Genomic DNA, 18796 nt, shown 5'->3' with positions numbered 1-18796 from the left:
CGGGGCCGCAGCACAAGGGTCAGGCCGAGATCAGGCGGCGCGCAACGGCGTCGGCCAGCTCGTTCAGGATCAGGCAGCAGGACGTAGCTCCGGCGTCCGGCACGCCGCGCGACCGTTCACCCAGACGTGCAGCCCGCCCGAGCTTTGCCACCATATCCACGGTGCTGTCCCGGCCCGTTTCGGCAGCCTTGCTCATTGCCGTCAGCGCTTCGGAAAAACCCGTGGCCTTTGTGGCGTCGAACGCTTCGACCGCAGGCACGAAGCAGTCGATCAGGGTCTTGTCCCCGACCTGTGCCGAGCCTGTGGTACGCACCCCGTCCAGCCCTGCCTGCATCATGGCGGCAAAACCCTCGGCATCGATGGCATCGCGCTCAGCGATGGACAGCGCCATGTTCTGGAACATGAAGCCGTAAAGTGGCCCCATGGAGCCGCCGATTTCCGACATCAACACGTCGGAGAGCTGTTCCAGCGCCTTGTCCAGCGGCATGACCTGCCCGGCGATGCGTTCGGCGGCACGGCCAAAGCCCTTGGCCATGTTGATGCCGTGATCGCCGTCTCCGATCAGCCCGTCGATCTCTGACAGATGCGCCTTGTTGGCGACGATAACCGCGGCCATGTCCTCGACGATGCCGGAGGCCTCCGCCAGCGGCAAGATCGGCGTTGTGGTCGGCTCCGGCGCGCGGGGCACCTTGGCCGATGCCGCGCCAGCGGTGGCCGTGCGCGTACGGCGTGTGACCTGGCCCACAGGGGCCGTCGGTGCGCCAGTCACCACCATGCCGGGCGAGGCGCATTCGACGTCGATCAATGCCTTCAGTTCATCGTCAAGCGCCATCACCGACAAGGTCGCGCCGATCATTTCCAACGAGGTGAAGTAATTGCCGACAAAGGCGCGGTGCACCCGCAGGCCTGCCGCCTCCAGCCCGGTTTCGAGCCGGTCGTAGAGAACATAGAGCTCATTGATCGGCGTCGCGCCAAGCCCGGACACCAACACGGCCACTTCGGTGCCCTCGGGCAGGTCGTGATCGTCCAGCACGATCTTGAGCATGTCGTCGGCCACGTCATCTGCGGCTTTCAATGGCTCGACGCGCGTGCCGGGTTCTCCGTGGTGGCCGATGCCGACCTCCATGGTGCCCGGTGCGATCTGGAAATTCGGATGCCCGACGGCGGGCAGGGTGCAGGGGCCAAGACCAACGCCGACAGAGCGGGTAGCATCCACTGCCCGTTGCGAAACGGCGATCACCTCGTCCAGCGATCCGCCAAGCGCAGCCTTTGCGCCGCCGATCTTCCACATGAAGATTTCGCCCGCCACGCCGCGCCGTTTTTCGCGGTCGGTCAGGGGGGCCGAGCACACGTCGTCATTCGCCACGACCGTCGACACCTCGATGCCTTCGGGGGTGACCATCTCTTTGGCCATGCGGACATTCATGTTGTCGCCGGCGTAGTTCCCGTAAAGCACCGCAACCCCTGCGCCACCATCTGCTGCGCGGATCGCATCGGCAAAGCTCTTTGCCGTGGGAGAGGAAAACAGCTCCCCGACTGCGACCGCGTCCACCATGTTGCGCCCGGTGTAGCCGATGAAGGCCGGTTCATGCCCGGAGCCACCGCCGGTGACGATGCCGACCTTGCCCTCCTGAGGGGCAAAGCGCGAGGTCACCACGCGGGCATTCATCGGGTCTTTCTGCACGAGGTCGCGATGCGCCTTCACAAAGCCTGCAACGGTTTCATCCACCAGATCATCCGGATCGTTGATGAAGCGCTGCATTTCCTTGCCCGTCCCGGGCGTGCCTGTCTGATCCGTCATCATTTCACCGTATATCCGCCGTCGACCAAAAGGTCGGCTCCGTTGATCATCGCCGCCGCACCGGAGGCGAGAAAGACTGCTGATGCCGCGATTTCCTCCGGCTCGGCAAAGCGGCCCACCGGGATCTGCGCCTTCATGGCGTCGCCCTTGGGGCCATCCCAGGCCTTTTTGCCCAGTTCGGTCAGGACGACCGTGGGCGAAATCGAATTGACTGTGATTCCATGTCCGCCCCATTCCAGCGCGAGCGTCTTTGTCACGCCAATGATGCCGAATTTGGAGGCGCAATAGGCGACGTGCCCGTCGATGGCGACGGAGCCGGCCTGGCTGGCGAGGTTGATGATGCGCCCGCCGTTGCCAGCGGCGATCATCACGCGGCCCACGGCCTGGGCCATCAGGAAGCTGCCGGTCAGGTTCACGTCGATGGTGCGCGACCATGCGGAGCCGGACAGGTCTTCGGCGGGGGCAAGGTCCACGATCCCGGCAGAGTTTACCAGAATGTCGATGCCGCCGAACGCGGTTTTCACATCCGAAACGGCCGTCGCAATGCTGTCGGCGTCGGTCACGTTGCAGGCAAAGGCCCGCGCCTCGCCGTCCAGCGTGTCCGCCTTGGACTGCGCCGCGTCGAGGTTCATGTCCAGCAACGCCACACGCGCGCCGCAGGCGGCAAACGCCTCGGCAATGGCGGCCCCGATGCCCGAGGCGGCGCCCGTCACGATGGCGGTCTTGCCCGCAAGTGAGAAATCGATGGGTCCAGACATGTCATGTCCTTTCAGGAGGGGGGGGAGGTGCGTCCGCAGCCACGCGCCCTGAACCTCGGGCTGCGGGAGGTCGCCCCGGCGTGGGGAGCATCACGCCGGGGCCGTCTTGGGTCTGGCTTACTGGCGCTCGGCCAGCAGCTTGTCGACGTTCTCGCCAGTCACCGGGGTCCACGGAACCTGATAAAGGCTTTCGGCACCGTCAGCCCAGTCCAGTTCAGGGTAATCAGCCCAGAGCGAGGATTGCGGCTCGTAATCGGGCATCACTGCCTTGATTGCCACGTCGATGGCGCCTTGCGCCTGACCGGTCGCATCCTGCAGGATCGAGTCCATCTCGCCGCGTTTCACTGCGTTGAGCGCGTCGGTCACACCGTCCACGCCAGCAATCGAGAACTCGGACAGGTCCATGCCAGCAGCCTTGATCGCCTCGATCGCGCCAAGCGCCATCTCGTCGTTCTGCGCGATCACGCCCTTGATGTCGGACCCATGCGAGGTCAGCCAGTTTTCCATCAGGCTCTGCGCTTCGGCGCGGGACCAGTTGCCGGTCTGACGTTCGAGGATCTTGACGTCCGGGCATTCGGCCAGTGCCTGTTCGTTGCCCTCGCCACGCTGGATTTCACCGGACTGGCCGATCGGGCCTTCGATGATGACAACGTCGCCTTCGCAGTTCATCTTGTCGAGAACGGCCTTGGCTTCCATGTAGCCGGCCTTAACGTCGTTCGAGCCGACGTAGGAGGTCAGCAGATCGCTGTTCACCCGCGCGTTGGAGCCGACGACCGGAATGCCTTCCTCGTGGGCCAGCTCGACCGCGGTGGCGCCCGCTTCGATGTCCATCGGGACAAAGACAATGGCGTCAAAGCCTTGGGTGATCATGGTTTCGAACTGGTCCTGCTGGACCAACGCGTCATAGCGGCCGTCGAAGACGGTCAGGTCAACGAGGCCAGAGGTCACTGCAGGGTGTTGCTGGGCGGCGTTGGCCCACAGCTGCATGAACTCGGCGTTGAGGCCGTAAACGGTCGCGCCGATCTTGACCTTGTCGTCCTGCGCGCTTGCGCCGGTGGCCAGCGACAGGGTCAGCGCCATGGCACTTGCGGTGGTTGTGAAAGTCTTGAACGTCATGTGGTTTCCTCCTTGGTGACGATCTTGGAGCCGCCCCGGACATGCTCCTCCGGTAGGGTGGCTGCGCCACCCTCGCGTCCGGGGTAATTCTTGAAGGGTCAGGCTGTCAGTCTTCTGTCTTGCGGGAGCGGTCGAGCATGACCGCCGCGACGATCAGCGCGCCTTTGATGACCTGTTGGTAGTAGGATTCCACGCCCAGCAGATCGAGCCCGTTGTTCATGACGCCGATCAGCAGGGCGCCAATCACGGTGCCGCTGACCCGGCCAATTCCGCCCGCCAGGCTGGTGCCGCCGATGACGACCGCCGCGATGGCGTCAAGCTCGTAGGCGACGCCAGCCTGCGGCAGTGCCGACCCGGTGCGTGCCGCAAGAACCATGCCCGCGATGCCAGCCAAGGCCCCCGAGATGACGTAGACTGAAAACCGGATGCGGTTGACCGAGATACCGGAGACCTTGGTGGCGTGCGGATTGCCGCCCGCCGCGTAGACATGGCGGCCAAAGCGGGTGCGGGTCAGTACGAAATGCGAGACGGCAAAGACCAGCGCGAACAGGATAATCGGCAGGGGAATGCCCGCGATGTCGCCCGTTCCGATCCAGCGGAAGCCGTCTGTCAGCGCCGGGATCGGGCGCCCGTCGGAATAGATCAACGTCAGTCCGCGCGCAGCCGACAGCATCCCGAGCGTCGCGACAAACGCGGGCACCGCGTAGCGCGCCACCGCAAGGCCCGAAATTGCACCGACTGCCATGCCCGTGACAACGCCGATGATCAGCGGGATGGCGGCCATGTAGGGAGTGCCGGGAATGAAGGCCGAGGAGGACGTGGTGGCAAAGCTGGCGGCGACCACGCCGGACAGCGCCACGACCGACCCCACGGACAGGTCGATGCCGCGGGTCAGGATCACGAAGGTCATGCCGATGGCAAGAATCCCGTTGATCGAGGTCTGCCTCAGCACGTTGATGATGTTGCGCGAGCTCAGGAAGTTCTCGCTGACGATTGCCAGCGCCACGCAAAGCACCAGCAGCGCGATCAGAATGCCGTATCGCTGCGCAATTGGGCCAATCCGGTCCGTCATCGTCGGCTTTTGCTCGGTGCCGGCCCCGGCGGGGGCTTCGGCCTTCATCTGCTGTTCCACGTCAATTCTCCCTGTGGGGTTTGCACGTCGCCTGTCCTGCGCGGGGGCTCAAAGCGTCCCCGGCTCAGCGCGTCAGACGGCGAGGTGCAGCAATCCTTCGGCCGACATCTCGGCCCGGTTCAGTTCACCGGCCACGCGCCCGTCGCGCATGACAACGGCTCGGTCAGCCATGCCCAGCACCTCGTCCGTTTCGGAGGACACCATGATGATGGTGCCGCCGTTGCGGGCGAAGTCGGACATGACCCGGTAGATTTCGCGCTTGGCCCCGACGTCGACGCCGCGAGTGGGTTCGTCCAGCAGCAGGATGTCGGGCTCGGTCAGGAACCATTTGCCCAAAACGACCTTTTGCTGGTTGCCGCCGGACAGGTTCGACACGCCCAGCCGGTCCGTCGCCGTCTTGATGTTCAATGTATCGATCATCTGCTCGGCGGCCTCTGCCTCGGCGCGGCCATTCATCACGAAGCGCGGCGACATGGCGTCAAGCGTCGCAAGGCAGAGGTTGTCGCGGACGTCCCCTGACAGCACCAGCCCAGACCCCTTGCGGTCCTCCGTGACGTAGGCCAGGCCTGCGTCGATCGCCTGCCGGGGGGTCGTAATGTTCACCGGCTTACCGTCGATCAGGATCTCCCCCGTCGTTTCCGACGACAGGCCGAAGAGACGGTCGAATATTTCGGACCGCCCTGAACCGAGCAGACCGTAAAGCGCCAGGATCTCGCCGCGTTTTACCGAAAAATCCACCTCGGCCACGCCATGGGCTGCGGACAGGTTGCGCACGCTCAGCGCGACTTCGGTTTCCGGGGTGTTTTCCTTGATAAATTCTTCGGCGAGGGGGCGGCCAACGATCAGGTTGATCAACCGGTCCTTGTCGATATTACTGAGCGCGCCATCCTCGACAAAGGCGCCGTCGCGGAACACCGTGTAGCTGTCACAGATCCTAAAGATCTCGGACAGGCGGTGGCTGACGTAGATCACGCCCTTGCCACGTGCCTTGAGGGTGCGCACCGCCTCGAACAGCTGGTCGGCCTCCGCCTCGCCCAGGGCGGAGGTGGGTTCGTCCATGATGATGACTTCGGCGTCATAGCTCAGGGCCTTGGCGATCTCGACCAGCTGGGTCTGCGCTACGGTGAGGTCCATCATCATGGTGTCGGCGCGGATCCCGAAATGAAAACCGTCGAGCAGCGCCTGCGCATCGGCATTCATCTTGCGAAAGTCGACGCGCCCGAGGAACCCCACAGGCTCGCGCCCGAGATAGATGTTCTCGGCGACGGTCATGGCCGGAACGGGGCTTAGCTCTTGCTCAATGATGGAAATGCCATTGGTCAGCGCCTCTGATGGATCGTTGAATACCACTTCCGACCCGTTGCGCAAAAGCACCCCGCCGTCGCGCTGGTGGATGCCCATGAGAATCTTCAGAAAAGTCGATTTGCCCGCGCCATTGCCGCCGCACAGCGCGTGAACGGAGCCCGGCTCCAGTCGGAAACGGCCATCCTTGAGGGCTGGTACTCCATTGAAGGCTTTCTTGAAGCCATCGGCCACGAGCAGTGGTTGTTGCATCTTGTACTCCCTGTCTGCCGTCTGTGCCCGGCGAGCGTCTGACTTTTGTCAGGCCGCTCCTTCCATTAGGTAAGCTACCTAAATTCTGACATTTGTCAAAAAGTTTTTTACAAAGTTCAAGTTCCGGGTTTCCGTGGTGCTGTGACGCAGGTTGCGGCCAATGCCAGGACGTCTCGACATTGAGTGAGGCAGGGCCTTGCATGTGCAATCGGGCTTAAGAGGTGTTCAATTGTGTTTCCCAAGTGTGGCGATCAGCTTTCGGGTGTGCTGTAGGGGGCGCCAATTTTGAGGATGTCGAAGAACGCGGCGGGGCGCACTTGGCCGGGCTTCGGCGGGCGCCTGCCCGAGACGAGTCTTCAATCAAGCAGTTCTGCTAGGGTTAGGATTCATAACCAGTAGATTACGAGAGCTGCGAGGGCGATGGCTGAGAGAAACACCTTTGCGCATCGGTCATAGCGGGTCGCAACACGCCTCCAGTCCTTGCCCCTAGATCACAAGGCTGCCGAAATCGTGCTTCGCGGTGCACTGAGGGTCGACCTCATGGCCTTGGTGAAGGCCAAGTTTTTCCGGATGGCCTGAAAGCAAAGTGGAAAGGCCTCCCTATTCCTCAGGCGGAAGAAGAAGGTCAGTGCCAAGGTAATACCTGTTGATACCGACCCGCACCGGACCGAGGGTAACCAAATGTGTCAAATCGCGCGTTATCTAAATTCCAGTTTATTCGTTTGCTGCAATTTTGTACTCTGTCTCGACCACATCAATGTCGAAAATCGAAATTGCGTCAGACAGTGATACGCTGTTCTTAGACAACTCAGTTGTGACGCTTGCTGTCTCGCCTACCATCGCGGCGTTTTGTTGCGTCACTCTGTCGAGTTGCGAAACCGCAGTATTAATTTCCGTCAAAGTAGAGGTCTGCTCTTGGAGGCCGGTTACCACAGTTCCGATCCGTTCGCTTATCAGCTCAACACCGCGGAAAATCGCTTCCAAATCGCTGCGAGCCTTTTTGACCAGATCGGCTCCTTCCTGAACGTGCTCAGTGCTTTGACCTATAAGAGACTTGATTTCCTGGGCGGAGGCGGCTGACCTTTGGGCCAGCTGTCGAACCTCGGAAGCAACAACGGCGAAGCCACGGCCTGCCTCTCCTGCGCGTGCGGCTTCAACGCCTGCATTCAATGCCAATAGGTTGGTTTGGAAAGCTATATCATCAATCACCGAGATGATTTCGGATATGGATTCGGAAGAGTTTTCAATCCTGGTCATGGCATCAGTAACGTCGTTTACGACTTTGCTGCTATCTTCCGCCGCCACTCTGGTCGTCTGCGCCTCTTTTCCGACTTCCTGCGCATAATTCGACGCGGACCTCGAATGGTTGCTCAACTCTTCCACAGCAGCTGCCGTTTGTTCCAAGGTGGCTGCCTGAGTTTCTGTGCGCCGTGACAGATCTGAAGTATTTGATGTTATTTGCTGTGACATCGCATCAATCAAACTGGCGACATTTTGAACCCGTACGATCAAGGTCGAAACGCTTTCGACCGCAGAGTTGAAGCTGTCAGCCACCTCTCTCATACGATCTTGTGACGGCAGGTTGATGCGATGTCTCAAATTCCCGTTGCTCAGGGCTTCGAGTCCCTTGGAAATCGCATGGATTGCTTCCCGTTGCTTGGTGATTTCGGTAGCAATTTTAGTAACTTGCACGACTTTGCCGGCTTTGTCGAAGACCGGAGCGTAAGTTGCCGAAAGCCAGATGACCTTGTCATCTTTTGTCACTCTGGGAAATTCATCTGTGAAGAATTCGCCGTCTCGAAGTTTTTGCCAGAAGTCTTGGTAGGCTTGAGTTTCTCTGAATTTCCTCTGCACGAAAACGCTGTGGTGCAGGCCGACGACCTCTTCGGTGGTGTAGCCGAGTGCATCAACAAAAAGATTATTCGCTGCAAGGACGATGCCGTCTGGCGAGAAGTGAATAACGGCTTGTGTGCGCTCTACAATTTGGAAGATAGCTTCCTGGGCCCCTATGGTTTGATCACCCTGGGAAGCCGTCTGATGTCGAAACCACATGCTGTTCTCCTGCCTAATCGCAGTCGGTAATAGGGGCAAAAAGCGTACAAACCTTTAATGTCCGATGGCCTTGTTGTGGGACAGAACCTTTGCGCTGTGCAGCGCAGTGGCATCAGTTTCGCCGATCGGTCCCGGTAACTGGGCACGGAAACGCACCCACAACTGGCAGTCACGTCGTTGAAAGGGACTTCTCAAGCGTTCAAGTTCTCGCGCGTTCTTCGGGAAGGCGCACGGCGACGTTCTTGGGACGCGCGCAATTTGATCGAAGAGTGCCAGCGAAAGCCTGATTGTACCCCGAATGTCTTGCCAAAATTAAGGTTCCTTTATGGAACTTTTCAAGTTCATAAAATGAACTTTTGTCACGCATCGGGTCGCCCTAAGGTGATCTTCAGAAACGGATGAGGCATACGGCACGACATGAAAGATACGGCGGACACGTTGAAGTTGCATCAAGGGTTGGCCCGAGCTTTGGCTTCCCACGGGACGACCCACCTCTACGGCCTCGTCGGAGATGCCAACCTGTTCATGGTGGACGCCTACGTTGATGCAGAGCTTGGCCGCTATGTCGCCTGCACGCACGAGGCCAACGCCGTTCTGGCGGCCATTGGCTTTGCGCAAGCGACGGGCCGTACCGGTGTGGCAACGATCACGCACGGGCCGGCGCTGACCAATGTGATCACGGCCTTGGCCGAGGCGGCGCGAGGCGGCATCCCTCTTGTCGTGCTCTGCGGCGACACGGCACCCGGTGACCTTCAGCACTTGCAGAAGATCGACCAGCGTGAGGTCGTGGCAAGCACCGGCGCTGTCTTTATCGAGATGCGCAGCCCGGCCACCGCAATCGAGGATCTGGATCGCGCGTTTCGCATCGCGGCGCATCGCCGGTGCCCCGTTGTCTACAACATGCGGGTCGATCTGATGTGGGATGACATTGCCGCGACCGGCGCGACCGTTGCGGTGCCCGACTGCGCAATGGCTCCTGCCTCGGGCGAGCCGCTGGAAGACGCAGCCGGGATGCTGGCTTCGGCCCGTCGCCCGCTGATTCTTGCGGGCCGCGGGGCCGCTACCCCTCAGGCCCGCGCGGCGCTGATCGCACTTGCGGCACGGATCGAAGCCCCACTGGCTACCACGCTGAAGGCACAAGGCTTGTTCCACGGCGAGCCCTTCAACATAGGCATCTGCGGCGGGCTCAGTCATCCTACGGCCGTCGACGTCATCATGCAATCGGACTGCATCCTCGCCTTTGGCGCGAGCCTGAGCAAGCACACCACCGAAGAGCGCGCCTATACTAAGGGAAAGCGCGTGGTTCAGATCCTTCCGGATGTCCAGGAGACGCCTCGACTTGATACAGCGACCCTGCGCCTGATCGGTGATCTCGCCGGCACCGCAACCGCGCTCACAGAGCTTCTGGACATGGCCGAAATTCCCGGGTCGGGGGTCACCGACCCGGACCTTGCCGAACGCCTGCGCACCGAAGCCACAGATTTTGCCAGGGTGCCGACAGCGGCCAAGACCGCGCCGGGTACGGTAGACATGGCGCCTGCGCTGCGCCGTTTGCATCAGGCCCTGCCCGAGGACCGGGTGCTTGTCGCCGACCTCGGACGGTTCGTCACAAGCGCATGGCGCAATCTTCCCGTCACCCGGCCGCAGGACCTTGTTTATACGTCACATTTCGGTGCCATCGGCTGCGGGCTGGGCGAAGCGATCGGAGCAGCGACCTCGATTGATGATCGCCCGACCGTGCTGTTGGCTGGCGATGGTGGCTTCACCCTGTCGGGTCTGAGCGAACTTGTAACGGCAGTCCGGGAGAAGGCCGACCTGATCGTGATCCTGTGCAACGATGGCAGCTACGGTGCCGAGCATGTGCAGTTCACCAACCGCAAGATGGACCCGGAGCTGTCGATGATTGCCCGGATCGATTTTGCCACGACCTGTGCAACGCTGGGCTTCGCGACGGTGCGCGTCACCGACGACGCCACCCTTGATACGGCCTGCACCGCCATCTCCGAACGCGATGGCCCCGTCTTGATCGACCTGCGTCTCGACCCCACGATGATCGAAATGTAGGGCGGCCCCGAAATCCCGCTGCGCAGTGGGGTTCTCGGGTGGTTGCGGCCTTCCTTCCCCGGGTACGCAACCGCCCATGCTATAAAAAAACCAACAGGAGTTACTTTCATGGCCTTCACAAGACGCAACTTCCTAAAGACCTCGGTCGGGGCCGCGGCTCTCGGCGCGATCGGTGCCCCGGCCTTCGCCCAGTCCGACACGTTTATTGTGAATATGTTCGGCGGGCGCTGGGAAAACGACTGGCGCCAGCACGTGATGCCGAAGTTCGCCGAGCAGATCGGCAAGGACTTCGATCTCGACATCGGCCTCGGGATGGCCTGGATCTCCAACTTCCGCGCAGCCGGTCCGGACAACCCCCCGTTCCCGGCGGTCATGCTGAACGAAAAATACACCGCGATGATCCGCAACGAGGGCTATTTCGCGGAGCTTACGCCCGAAAATGTGCCGAACATGGCCGATGTGATCGAGCCCGCGATCCTGAAAGGCAACACCGCCGTCACCGGCATGCTGGCGCCGCTGGTCATTGCCTACCGCACCGACCTCGTCTCCGAGCCGCCCAAAGGCTGGGCCGACCTCTGGGACGAGCGTTTCAAGGGGCAGCTGGGCCTCTACAAGATCACCAACTCCGCCGCGACCATGATGGCGATGTGGGCCGGTGAGCACTTCGGCTCGGGCCGCGACGACATCGAAACGGCCGTGGCGAAATTCAAGCAGCTGGGTCCGTTTCCGCAGATCGGCTATTCCGCACAGCTCACCCCGCTGCTGTCGCAGGGCCAGGTGGCCGTGGCACCGATCGACCTTGGCGAGGTCAAGGCGATGCAAGAGGCCGGCATCCCACTCGACTACGTTGTGCCGGAAGAGGGCATGCTGGTGTTCGATCACTCCTTCTCGGTGTTCAAGAACAGCCCCGACAAGCAGCTTGGCTTCGACTACATCAACTTCGTGCTGTCGCCGGAAATCCAGCTGTGGATGGCTGAAAACTGGCTCATCGCGCCGGTCAACAAGACCGTGGAGCTGCCCGAGGAGCTTCAGAAGTGGCCCCTCCAGCCCGAAGTGGTCAGCCAGGCCATCCGGTTTGACTGGGACGAGACGCTCGCAATCATGCCGGGCTTGAACGACCTCTGGGAACGGACGATCTGAGTTATGGCGACGGTTGAAGTCAGGGATCTGCGCAAGCGGTATCAGGATTTCCTCGCACTCGACGGGGTGTCTCTGAAGGCCGAGAGTGGCCAGCTGGTGACCCTCCTGGGGCCGTCAGGTTGCGGCAAGAGCACCACCTTGCGGTGCCTTGCAGGCTTTCTCGAGGCCAATGGTGGGGAAATCACGGTAGACGGGGAGTCCATCCTCGGGACCCCGGCCAACCGTCGCGGTTTCGGCGTGGTCTTTCAGAACTATGCTCTCTTCCCGCACATGACCGTAGCCGAGAACATCGGCTACGGTTTGAAAATCCAGAAGTTGCCCAAACCGGAGATCACCACACGGGTGCACGACGCGATGAAGCTGGTGCGCCTCGACGGTCTCGGGGATCGGTTGCCGCGCGCCATCTCGGGTGGTCAGCAGCAGCGGGTGGCGCTGGCGCGTGCCCTGGTTTTGAAACCCAAGCTGCTCCTGCTCGACGAGCCGCTGGCCAACCTGGATGCGCGCCTGCGTGACGAGGTGCGCTGGCTGATCCGCGACTTGCAGCAGCAGTCCGGCATCACCGCGTTCTACGTGACCCACGACCAGTCCGAGGCGATGGCCATGTCGGACATGGTGGCCGTGATGAAGGCGGGGCGCGTGGCGCAATTCGCGACCCCGCGCGAAATCTACCAAAAGCCGGTGGAACGCTACGTCGCCGACTTCACCGGCGAGGCGAACTTCATCCCATGCCAGTCGGTGACACCGCATGGAGAGGGCCGCTATACCATCTCCGCCGCAGGGGTCACGCTGGAATTGGCGGGTGTCCCGGGCATCACCGGCCCCGCCGAGTTGCTGCTGCGTCCCGAGGCACTTTCGTTGACCACGCCCGAGGCGGGCACCTTCCGCGGAACGGTCACGAAATCAGCCTTCCTCGGTGCGGCGCTGCATTGCGAGATCACGCTTAGCGACGGATCGGTGCTGAAGCTGGCTGCCGAGCCGAACCACCAAGTGGTGGCCGGCAAAGAGGTGGGCATTGCTATCGATCACACCCACGCCTGGTTGATGCCAGAGGTCACGCCATGACCCTGCGCAATCCGAAACTTCTGCTGGCCATCCCGGCCATCGCGCTGATCTTCGTCTTCATGATCCTGCCGATCACGAACATGGTTGAGATGAGCTTTCGCACCCCCGGTGAAACAGCGCCCTTCGGCGACGATTTCACCATGATGCATTACGACCGCATCCTGAGCGACGGCTATTACTGGGCCGTGCTCGGGCGGTCGCTGCTGACCGCTGGTGTGGTGGCGGTGCTGTGTCTGATGGTCAGCTATCCCATCGCGTGGCACATGTCGAAGGCCACGGGCATGAAGGCGGTCTTCCTCTATGCCTGCATCGCGTCACCGCTCATGACCGGGGTGCTGGTGCGCAACTTCGGCTGGATGATCGCCGCCGCGCTGAACGGCCCGCTGAACGAGGTGTTGCTCGGCTTGGGGATCATAGAGAGGCCGCTGCGGCTGTTGTTCACCCAAGGGTTGGTGATTTTGGCCTTGGTCCACGTCTTCGTGCCCTTCATGGTTCTGCCGATCAACAATGCACTTCGCAACATTTCCCCGACGCTGGTCGAGGCGTCCTCCTCTATGGGCGCCAGCCGCCGCGAGGTGTTCCGTGACATCATACTGCCGCTGAGCTTCCCCGGCATCTATCCCGGCATGATCCTCGTCTACGTGCTTGCCGTGGCGGCCTACGTGACCCCCGCGCTGCTGGGCGGACAGATGGTCAGCTACATGCCGACGCTCATCATCGGTGAACTCACCGGCACCTTCCAATGGCCCTTCGGCTCCGCGCTGGCCATAGTGCTGTCGCTCTCGAGCATCCTTGTCGTGGTGCTGTTCACCGCGCTCACGTCACGTCTCATGGAAAGGTCCAAGGCATGAGCGAAATGTCCAACACCTTCCCCCACCAGAAGCCGGTCAACATCGGCTTCGGCATCCTGATCGTGCTGCTCTATGTTTTCCTGATGGCACCGCTGGTGATGATCATCGGTGCGTCTTTCACCAACGGGCTGATGATCGAATTTCCGCCGCAGGGCATCTCTCTGCGCTGGTATTTCGAGTTCTTCGACCGTCAGGACCTGGTGGACGGGCTGCTGATGTCTCTGCGCATCGGTGCGGTGACGGCTGTGGTGACCATGACCGTCGCGATGATGGCGGCCATGGCGGGCCAGGTCATCAGCGGCCGCCTGTCGGGCTGGTACCAGCTGGGCATGACCCTGCCGCTGCTGGTGCCCGAGCTGCTGACCGCCGTCGGGCTGCTGTTCTTCCTCTACAAGATCCAGATGGCAAAGACCGTTATGGGGCTGCAGATGGGGCACATCCTGATGTCCTTTCCCTATGCCTACGTGTCGATCGCCGCGGCGATGCGGCAGGTGCCGGACGCGCTGGAGGAAGCTTCGCAAAGCCTTGGCGCAACGGGCTGGCAAACCTTCCGGCTGGTGATCCTGCCGCTGGTGATGCCGGGTCTGGCGATGGGAGGGATCTTCGCCTTCATCAACAGCTTCGATCTCTACACCATCTCGCTGTTGCTCAAGCCGCTCGGGGGCAACACCCTGCCGCTCGCGCTGTTCGACTTCCTCACCTACGAGTTCAAGCCCACCGCTGCCGCCGCCGCGACCCTCTCGATCCTGCTGTCGATCCTTGGCGTGGCCCTTGTGCAGAAACTCGTCGGCTTGCAACGCGCCTTCTGATCCTTCGGGGTCAGGAGCCTCCCTGTCACGAAAGAAAACCCCATGCCATACCCGTCGGCACGCCCCCGTCTTCTCTATCAACTCGCCAGTCCGCTGCACCGCACCGCCGGCGACGCGGTGGTGTCCCGTCGGCTGGAGATGCTTCGCGCCTGGGCGCCCTCGGCAGAGGTGTCGATCAACTCCCCCGAAATCGGCCCGAGCGCCATCGAAAGCACGGCAGACGTGGCGATGGTGTTTCCGGCGCTTTTCCCCGCGGCGGGGGGGTGGGCGGACAAGCATGACGCGGTCATCATCGGCTGCTTCAGCGATCCTGCCGTGGACGCCCTGACCGAAGTGTCGGGCCTGCCCGTTATCGGCCCGGGGGAGTCCGGCATGCTGGCCGCCGTACAAATGGGCGAGCGGTTCTCGGTGCTGTCGTCGGATCCGACACCCAAGGGCCTGCGCCGCCGCATCCGGGGCATCGGCATTGAAGGCAACTTCGTTGGTGAGGTCACGGTGGGCGGCTCCGTCGCCGATCTCAACCGCGATCCCGACACCCACCTGCCCGCCATCGTCGAGCGCGCCCGCGCCTGCGTGGCGCAGGGCGCCGACGTGCTTGTGCTGGGCTGCTTCGCGCTGTCCTTCATCCCGGGCCTGCCAGAGCGTCTGGCCGAGGCGGTCGGTGTGCCGGTCGTCAACCCGGTGATCGCCGGGCTCAAAGCCGCCGAGGCGGCCGTTCTTTACCGCGCGGGCCTGCCGCGCCCGAACCTACGGAGCGCATGATGTCCTTGCAGCACTCTCCCGAAGCCTTCCAGTCGCTGGTCGACACGGCCCGCTTCCAACGCAGCCGCCGCATTCCGATCCCCGATTTCGCCTATCCTGACGGCGTGAAGATCGCGGTGAACTTCACCCTCGATTTCGACGCCATGCTGCTGCGCCGCCTCCTGAACGAGCCCTGGGGGCAGAAAGCCAAGGGCGAATTCGGCGGCCGCACCGGTGTCTGGCGCATCATGGAGATGTTCGACGAAGATGACGTGAAGGTCACGCTCTTCACCCCCGGTCGCATCTGCGAACTGTACCCGGAGGTGCTGAAGGAGGCGGTGAAGAACGGCCACGAGCTGGCCGATCACATGTGGGAACACGAGGTGTATCCCGACCCGCAGATTGAGGACGCCCACCTGACCCGTACCCTCGCCGCGCTGAGTGCCGTGCAAGGCGCACCGATCACCGGCACGCGGTCGAGCCACACACCCGGCCTGCTGAAGTCGAAGGGCGTGGTCTACAACTCCTTCACCTCCGCGCATGACATGCCGTTCTACGAGCTGGACGCCGACGGCCAGAACCCGATCCTTCAGTTGCCATTCCACTATGCGCTCGATGACGCGATGTATTTCAGCTTCGGCTGGCTCGATACGCCCAACGACGCGCAGCGCGTGATGGACGTGGACGAGGTGTTCGAGATCTGGTGGGCCGCCTTCCTCCAGCAGTACAAGCAGGGCGGCTACGTCAACTTCCTGCTGCACCCTTTCGTGTCGGGCCACGCCATGCGGGTCGACATGATCCAGCGACTGATCCAGCGCATGAAGACCCTGCCGGGTGTTTGGTTCCCCACCTGTGACGCGCTGGCCCAGCATATCCTGACAAACCACCCGATGCCGGAGGCGAAGTAAGCCATGCCCTGGAAAGATCACTATACCACCTCCGACGAGATCGGAATTCGCGACAGCGCCATTCGCTGGCCCGAGGGGCAGCAGATGGCCCTTGGCCTGACGGTGAACCTCAACCCCGCCAGCGCGGGCAAGGGCATCACCGCCAAGGACCTCGCCTACTCGACATGGCATTACGGGCTGAACGAAGGGCTGGACCGCCTCCTGGCACTCTTTGCCGAGCTGAACATCCGCGCCACCTTTGCCACCCCCGCCATCGTGGCAGAGGCCTACCCAGACGTGATCGAGCGTATCTTGGGCGCGGGACATGAGATCGCCGCACAAGGCCTTTACGGTGAGGACCCCGCTCTGCTGGATGCCGGCGTCGAGGCCGGGCATATGGACCGCGCGACCGAGGTGCTGACCCGCGCCACCGGCAGCGCGCCCAAGGGCTGGTTCGCGCTCTCGCGTCCCGATGATCGCGCGGCGACCGGCTGCGCCACGGATGACACCGTCGGCCTGCTAAAGGCGCGCGGCTACGCCTATATCGGCAACGGCCTCGCGGATGATGCGCCCTATTACTGGGTCTCGGACCCCGTAAAGCAAGAGGCGCTGCTGGCGCTGCCCTACTACTACCATTTCGACGACACGTTCTTCCTGATGTTCCCGCGCGAAGGCACCGGCCTGGAGCGCCCGCAAGCGCTGCTGAACAACTGGCGGGCGGAGTTCCGGGCGCAATATCGTCGCGGCCGTTACTTCAACCTGTGCGTCTCTCCGGCGCGATCAGGCTGGGGGCATCGCTTCGACAATCTCGCCACCGTGCTGCGCGAGGCAATGGCACATCCCGGCGTCTGGGCCGCCACCGGCGCCGAGATCGCCGCGCATTGGCAAACCGTGCAGCCCGCCGAGACCAGCCTGAAGCTCGCCCCGAGCATCTGGCAAGATTATGCTGACAGCCTGAGCTGAACCATGAACAGCGAAGACATCCTCAAGGGCCTGATGGCATGGGTCGAGATCGACACCCCCACCGGCGACGTCGCGGGCATCGGCAGGCAGATCGACCTCATCCAGTCGCAACTGGAACCGTTGGGCTGCACCATCGAGCGCGTCCCGGGCCGTGACGGTATGGGCGACCACCTCGTCGCGCGCTTTGCCGGGGGCGATGGCCCGGGCGTGCTTGTAACAAGCCATATCGACACGGTCTGCGCCCCCGGCAGCGTCGATATTCGACGCGACGGCGACCGCCAGTACGGGCCAGGCATCGCCGACATGAAGGGCGGCGGCTACCTTGCGCTTTGTGCCATGCGCGACATCGTCGCCTCAGGCACCGCGCTGCCCGGTCCGGTGACGTTGATCTACAACTCCGACGAGGAAATTGGTTCACCCACCTCGCACGAATTGATCCAGGCCGAGGCGCGCAAGATGGGCGCGGCGCTCATCCCCGAGCCCGCGCGCGGTGACGAGGCGATCACCTTCCGCAAGGGCCGCGCCAAGTACACGTTGGAATTCCACGGTCGCGAAAGCCACGCTGGATCGGCCTTTGCCGACGGGCGCTCGGCGATCCTGCAGATGGCGCGCACCATCGGCGTGCTTGAGGGCATGACCGATCTGCAAACCGAAACCACCGTCAATGTGGGCCGGGTTCGCGGTGGCACCGAGCCAAATGTGGTCGCCGGTCACGCCGCCTGCGACATTGACGTGCGCTTTGCCGATGATGCGCTTGGCTTCGCCGTCGAGGAGGCGCTGAAGGTTCTGAAATCGGACGACCCTGAGGTGCAGATCACCCTGTCTGGCGAAATCGAGAAACCCAGCCTTGCCCGCACCCCCGAAACCCTCGCCATGCTGTCAAGGGCAGGGGAGATCAACGCGGGCCTCGGCGCGCCGATGATCGAGACCCGCTCGGGCGGTGGCAGTGACGGCAACTTCACCTGTGCCGCCGGGGTGCCGACGCTCGACGGGCTCGGCGCGATTGGCAACAACTGGCATTCGCCGCAGGAGCACATCCTCGTGGAGCCGCTGGCGCGCCGTATGGCGCTGCTGCGTGACCTCATTCTGACCTACGCGGGCACGCGCCCAACCGGAGACAACTCATGAAACCAAGTTTCGGACAAACCCGCTCCGACATTCGACGCAACCACGCGCTGCTGACCCCGGAAAGCCATGAGTGGATCACCCAGCCCGACTGGCCGGGTGCGGAGCTGGCATTCCTGATCAGCCCCGACATGGGCGCGAAATTCGCCATGGCGCTGGTGCGCACGTCCGATGGTCTGTCAGGGATCGCGCCTGCCGCAGAGGGCGTTGCCCGCTTCATCTTCGTTCTGGAAGGTCGCGTCCGCGCCTCCACCGGGCAGACGCTGGAGGCCGAAGGTTATGCCTTTCTGCCGCCCGCTGACACGGCCACGCTGACCGCCCCTGCCGCCACGCGTTTCGTGCTGTTCGAGTGGCGCTTCCTCCCGCGCGGCGAACTGCCTGCGCCGATCTTTGGGTCGGTGTCCGAGATCGACGGCACCCCCCTGCGCGGCGACGACTGGCTGATGGTGCAGAAAATGTTGCCGACCGACGCGGGGTTCGATGGCGAGTTCAACATCATGAACTTTCACCCTGGCGCCTCGCTCGCCTACGTCGAGACGCACTTCATGGAACATGGTTTGCTGATGCTTGACGGCGGTGGCGTCTACCGGCTGGATAACGAATGGTATCCGGTGGGCGCAGGCGATGCCATCTGGATGGGACCGCATGTGCCGCAATGGTTCGGGGCCTTGGGCCGCACCCCGTCGCGCTACCTCATTTACAAGAACTACAACAGGTCGCCACTGGCACAACGATGAGCGA

The 18796-nt window shown here is 62.6% G+C and carries 16 protein-coding genes and 1 pseudogene; 10 read left to right on the top strand and 7 right to left on the bottom strand.

Annotated elements, in window-relative coordinates:
- Positions 1-19: 19 nt before the first annotated feature.
- The 7 genes and pseudogenes from dhaL to J4E08_RS16535 all read right to left on the bottom strand — a co-directional run bounded on the left by dhaL (position 20) and on the right by J4E08_RS16535 (position 8413).
- Positions 20-1801 carry a dihydroxyacetone kinase subunit DhaL gene (dhaL, locus tag J4E08_RS16565; RefSeq protein WP_349539448.1) on the bottom strand — a complete coding sequence of 594 codons (1782 nt, stop codon included), beginning with the start codon at positions 1799-1801 and terminating at the stop codon, positions 20-22.
- Positions 1801-2559: a GolD/DthD family dehydrogenase gene (locus tag J4E08_RS16560; protein ID WP_183966885.1), complete on the bottom strand. Its 759-nt coding sequence runs from the start codon at positions 2557-2559 to the stop codon at positions 1801-1803. Before J4E08_RS16560 ends, dhaL begins: the two co-directional genes overlap by 1 nt.
- A 117-nt stretch (positions 2560-2676) precedes the next feature.
- Positions 2677-3675 (bottom strand): substrate-binding domain-containing protein, encoded by a 999-nt coding sequence (locus tag J4E08_RS16555; RefSeq protein ID WP_183966887.1) that lies wholly within the window; start codon positions 3673-3675, stop codon positions 2677-2679.
- Between the two features lie 106 nt (positions 3676-3781).
- Positions 3782-4807: an ABC transporter permease subunit gene (locus tag J4E08_RS16550; RefSeq protein WP_221235592.1), complete on the bottom strand. Its 1026-nt coding sequence runs from the start codon at positions 4805-4807 to the stop codon at positions 3782-3784.
- Positions 4808-4879: 72 nt separating this feature from the next.
- Positions 4880-6361, bottom strand: coding sequence for a sugar ABC transporter ATP-binding protein (locus tag J4E08_RS16545; RefSeq protein ID WP_349539447.1), 1482 nt, complete (start codon positions 6359-6361; stop codon positions 4880-4882).
- A gap of 386 nt (positions 6362-6747) precedes the next feature.
- Positions 6748-6849, bottom strand: a pseudogene (locus tag J4E08_RS16540) (IS5/IS1182 family transposase); the annotation flags it as partial.
- 226 nt (positions 6850-7075) lie between these two features.
- Positions 7076-8413, bottom strand: coding sequence for a methyl-accepting chemotaxis protein (locus tag J4E08_RS16535; protein WP_183966893.1), 1338 nt, complete (start codon positions 8411-8413; stop codon positions 7076-7078).
- Between the two features lie 417 nt (positions 8414-8830).
- Here J4E08_RS16535 and J4E08_RS16530 point away from each other — a divergent pair, with 417 nt between their 5' ends.
- From J4E08_RS16530 to allE, 10 genes are all read left to right on the top strand, one after another.
- The gene (locus J4E08_RS16530; RefSeq protein WP_349539446.1) at positions 8831-10477 is read left to right on the top strand and encodes a thiamine pyrophosphate-binding protein; all 1647 of its coding nucleotides are present in this window, start codon (positions 8831-8833) and stop codon (positions 10475-10477) included.
- A 108-nt stretch (positions 10478-10585) separates the two neighbouring features.
- Positions 10586-11617: an extracellular solute-binding protein gene (locus J4E08_RS16525; RefSeq protein WP_349539445.1), complete on the top strand. Its 1032-nt coding sequence runs from the start codon at positions 10586-10588 to the stop codon at positions 11615-11617.
- Between the two features lie 3 nt (positions 11618-11620).
- Complete coding sequence (locus J4E08_RS16520; RefSeq protein WP_349539444.1) at positions 11621-12679, top strand: ABC transporter ATP-binding protein; 1059 nt, start codon at positions 11621-11623, stop codon at positions 12677-12679.
- On the top strand, positions 12676-13530 hold the full coding sequence (locus tag J4E08_RS16515) for an ABC transporter permease (protein ID WP_349539443.1): 855 nt from the start codon (positions 12676-12678) through the stop codon (positions 13528-13530). Before J4E08_RS16520 ends, J4E08_RS16515 begins: the two co-directional genes overlap by 4 nt.
- Positions 13527-14339 (top strand): ABC transporter permease, encoded by an 813-nt coding sequence (locus tag J4E08_RS16510; RefSeq protein WP_183966904.1) that lies wholly within the window; start codon positions 13527-13529, stop codon positions 14337-14339. Before J4E08_RS16515 ends, J4E08_RS16510 begins: the two co-directional genes overlap by 4 nt.
- A gap of 42 nt (positions 14340-14381) precedes the next feature.
- Positions 14382-15101, top strand: a complete 720-nt coding sequence (locus J4E08_RS16505) for an aspartate/glutamate racemase family protein (protein WP_349539442.1) — start codon at positions 14382-14384, stop codon at positions 15099-15101.
- A complete protein-coding gene (locus tag J4E08_RS16500; RefSeq protein WP_349539441.1) occupies positions 15101-15988 on the top strand; it encodes a polysaccharide deacetylase family protein in 888 nt (295 codons plus the stop codon). Before J4E08_RS16505 ends, J4E08_RS16500 begins: the two co-directional genes overlap by 1 nt.
- 3 nt (positions 15989-15991) lie before the next feature.
- A complete protein-coding gene (locus J4E08_RS16495) occupies positions 15992-16930 on the top strand; it encodes a polysaccharide deacetylase family protein (RefSeq protein WP_349539440.1) in 939 nt (312 codons plus the stop codon).
- Between the two features lie 3 nt (positions 16931-16933).
- Positions 16934-18058, top strand: a complete 1125-nt coding sequence (locus J4E08_RS16490; RefSeq protein WP_349539439.1) for a M20 family metallopeptidase — start codon at positions 16934-16936, stop codon at positions 18056-18058.
- Entirely contained in the window at positions 18055-18792 is a 738-nt protein-coding gene (allE, locus tag J4E08_RS16485) for a (S)-ureidoglycine aminohydrolase (protein ID WP_349539438.1), read from the top strand. The genes J4E08_RS16490 and allE overlap by 4 nt, the downstream gene beginning before the upstream one ends.
- The last annotated feature ends 4 nt before the right edge of the window (positions 18793-18796 follow it).

This window comes from Sagittula sp. NFXS13, assembly GCF_040148795.1.
Classification (GTDB): Bacteria; Pseudomonadota; Alphaproteobacteria; order Rhodobacterales; family Rhodobacteraceae; genus Sagittula; species Sagittula marina.
Note: the sequence above shows the minus strand (reverse complement) of the source record. Positions and strands in the feature narration are given on the sequence as shown.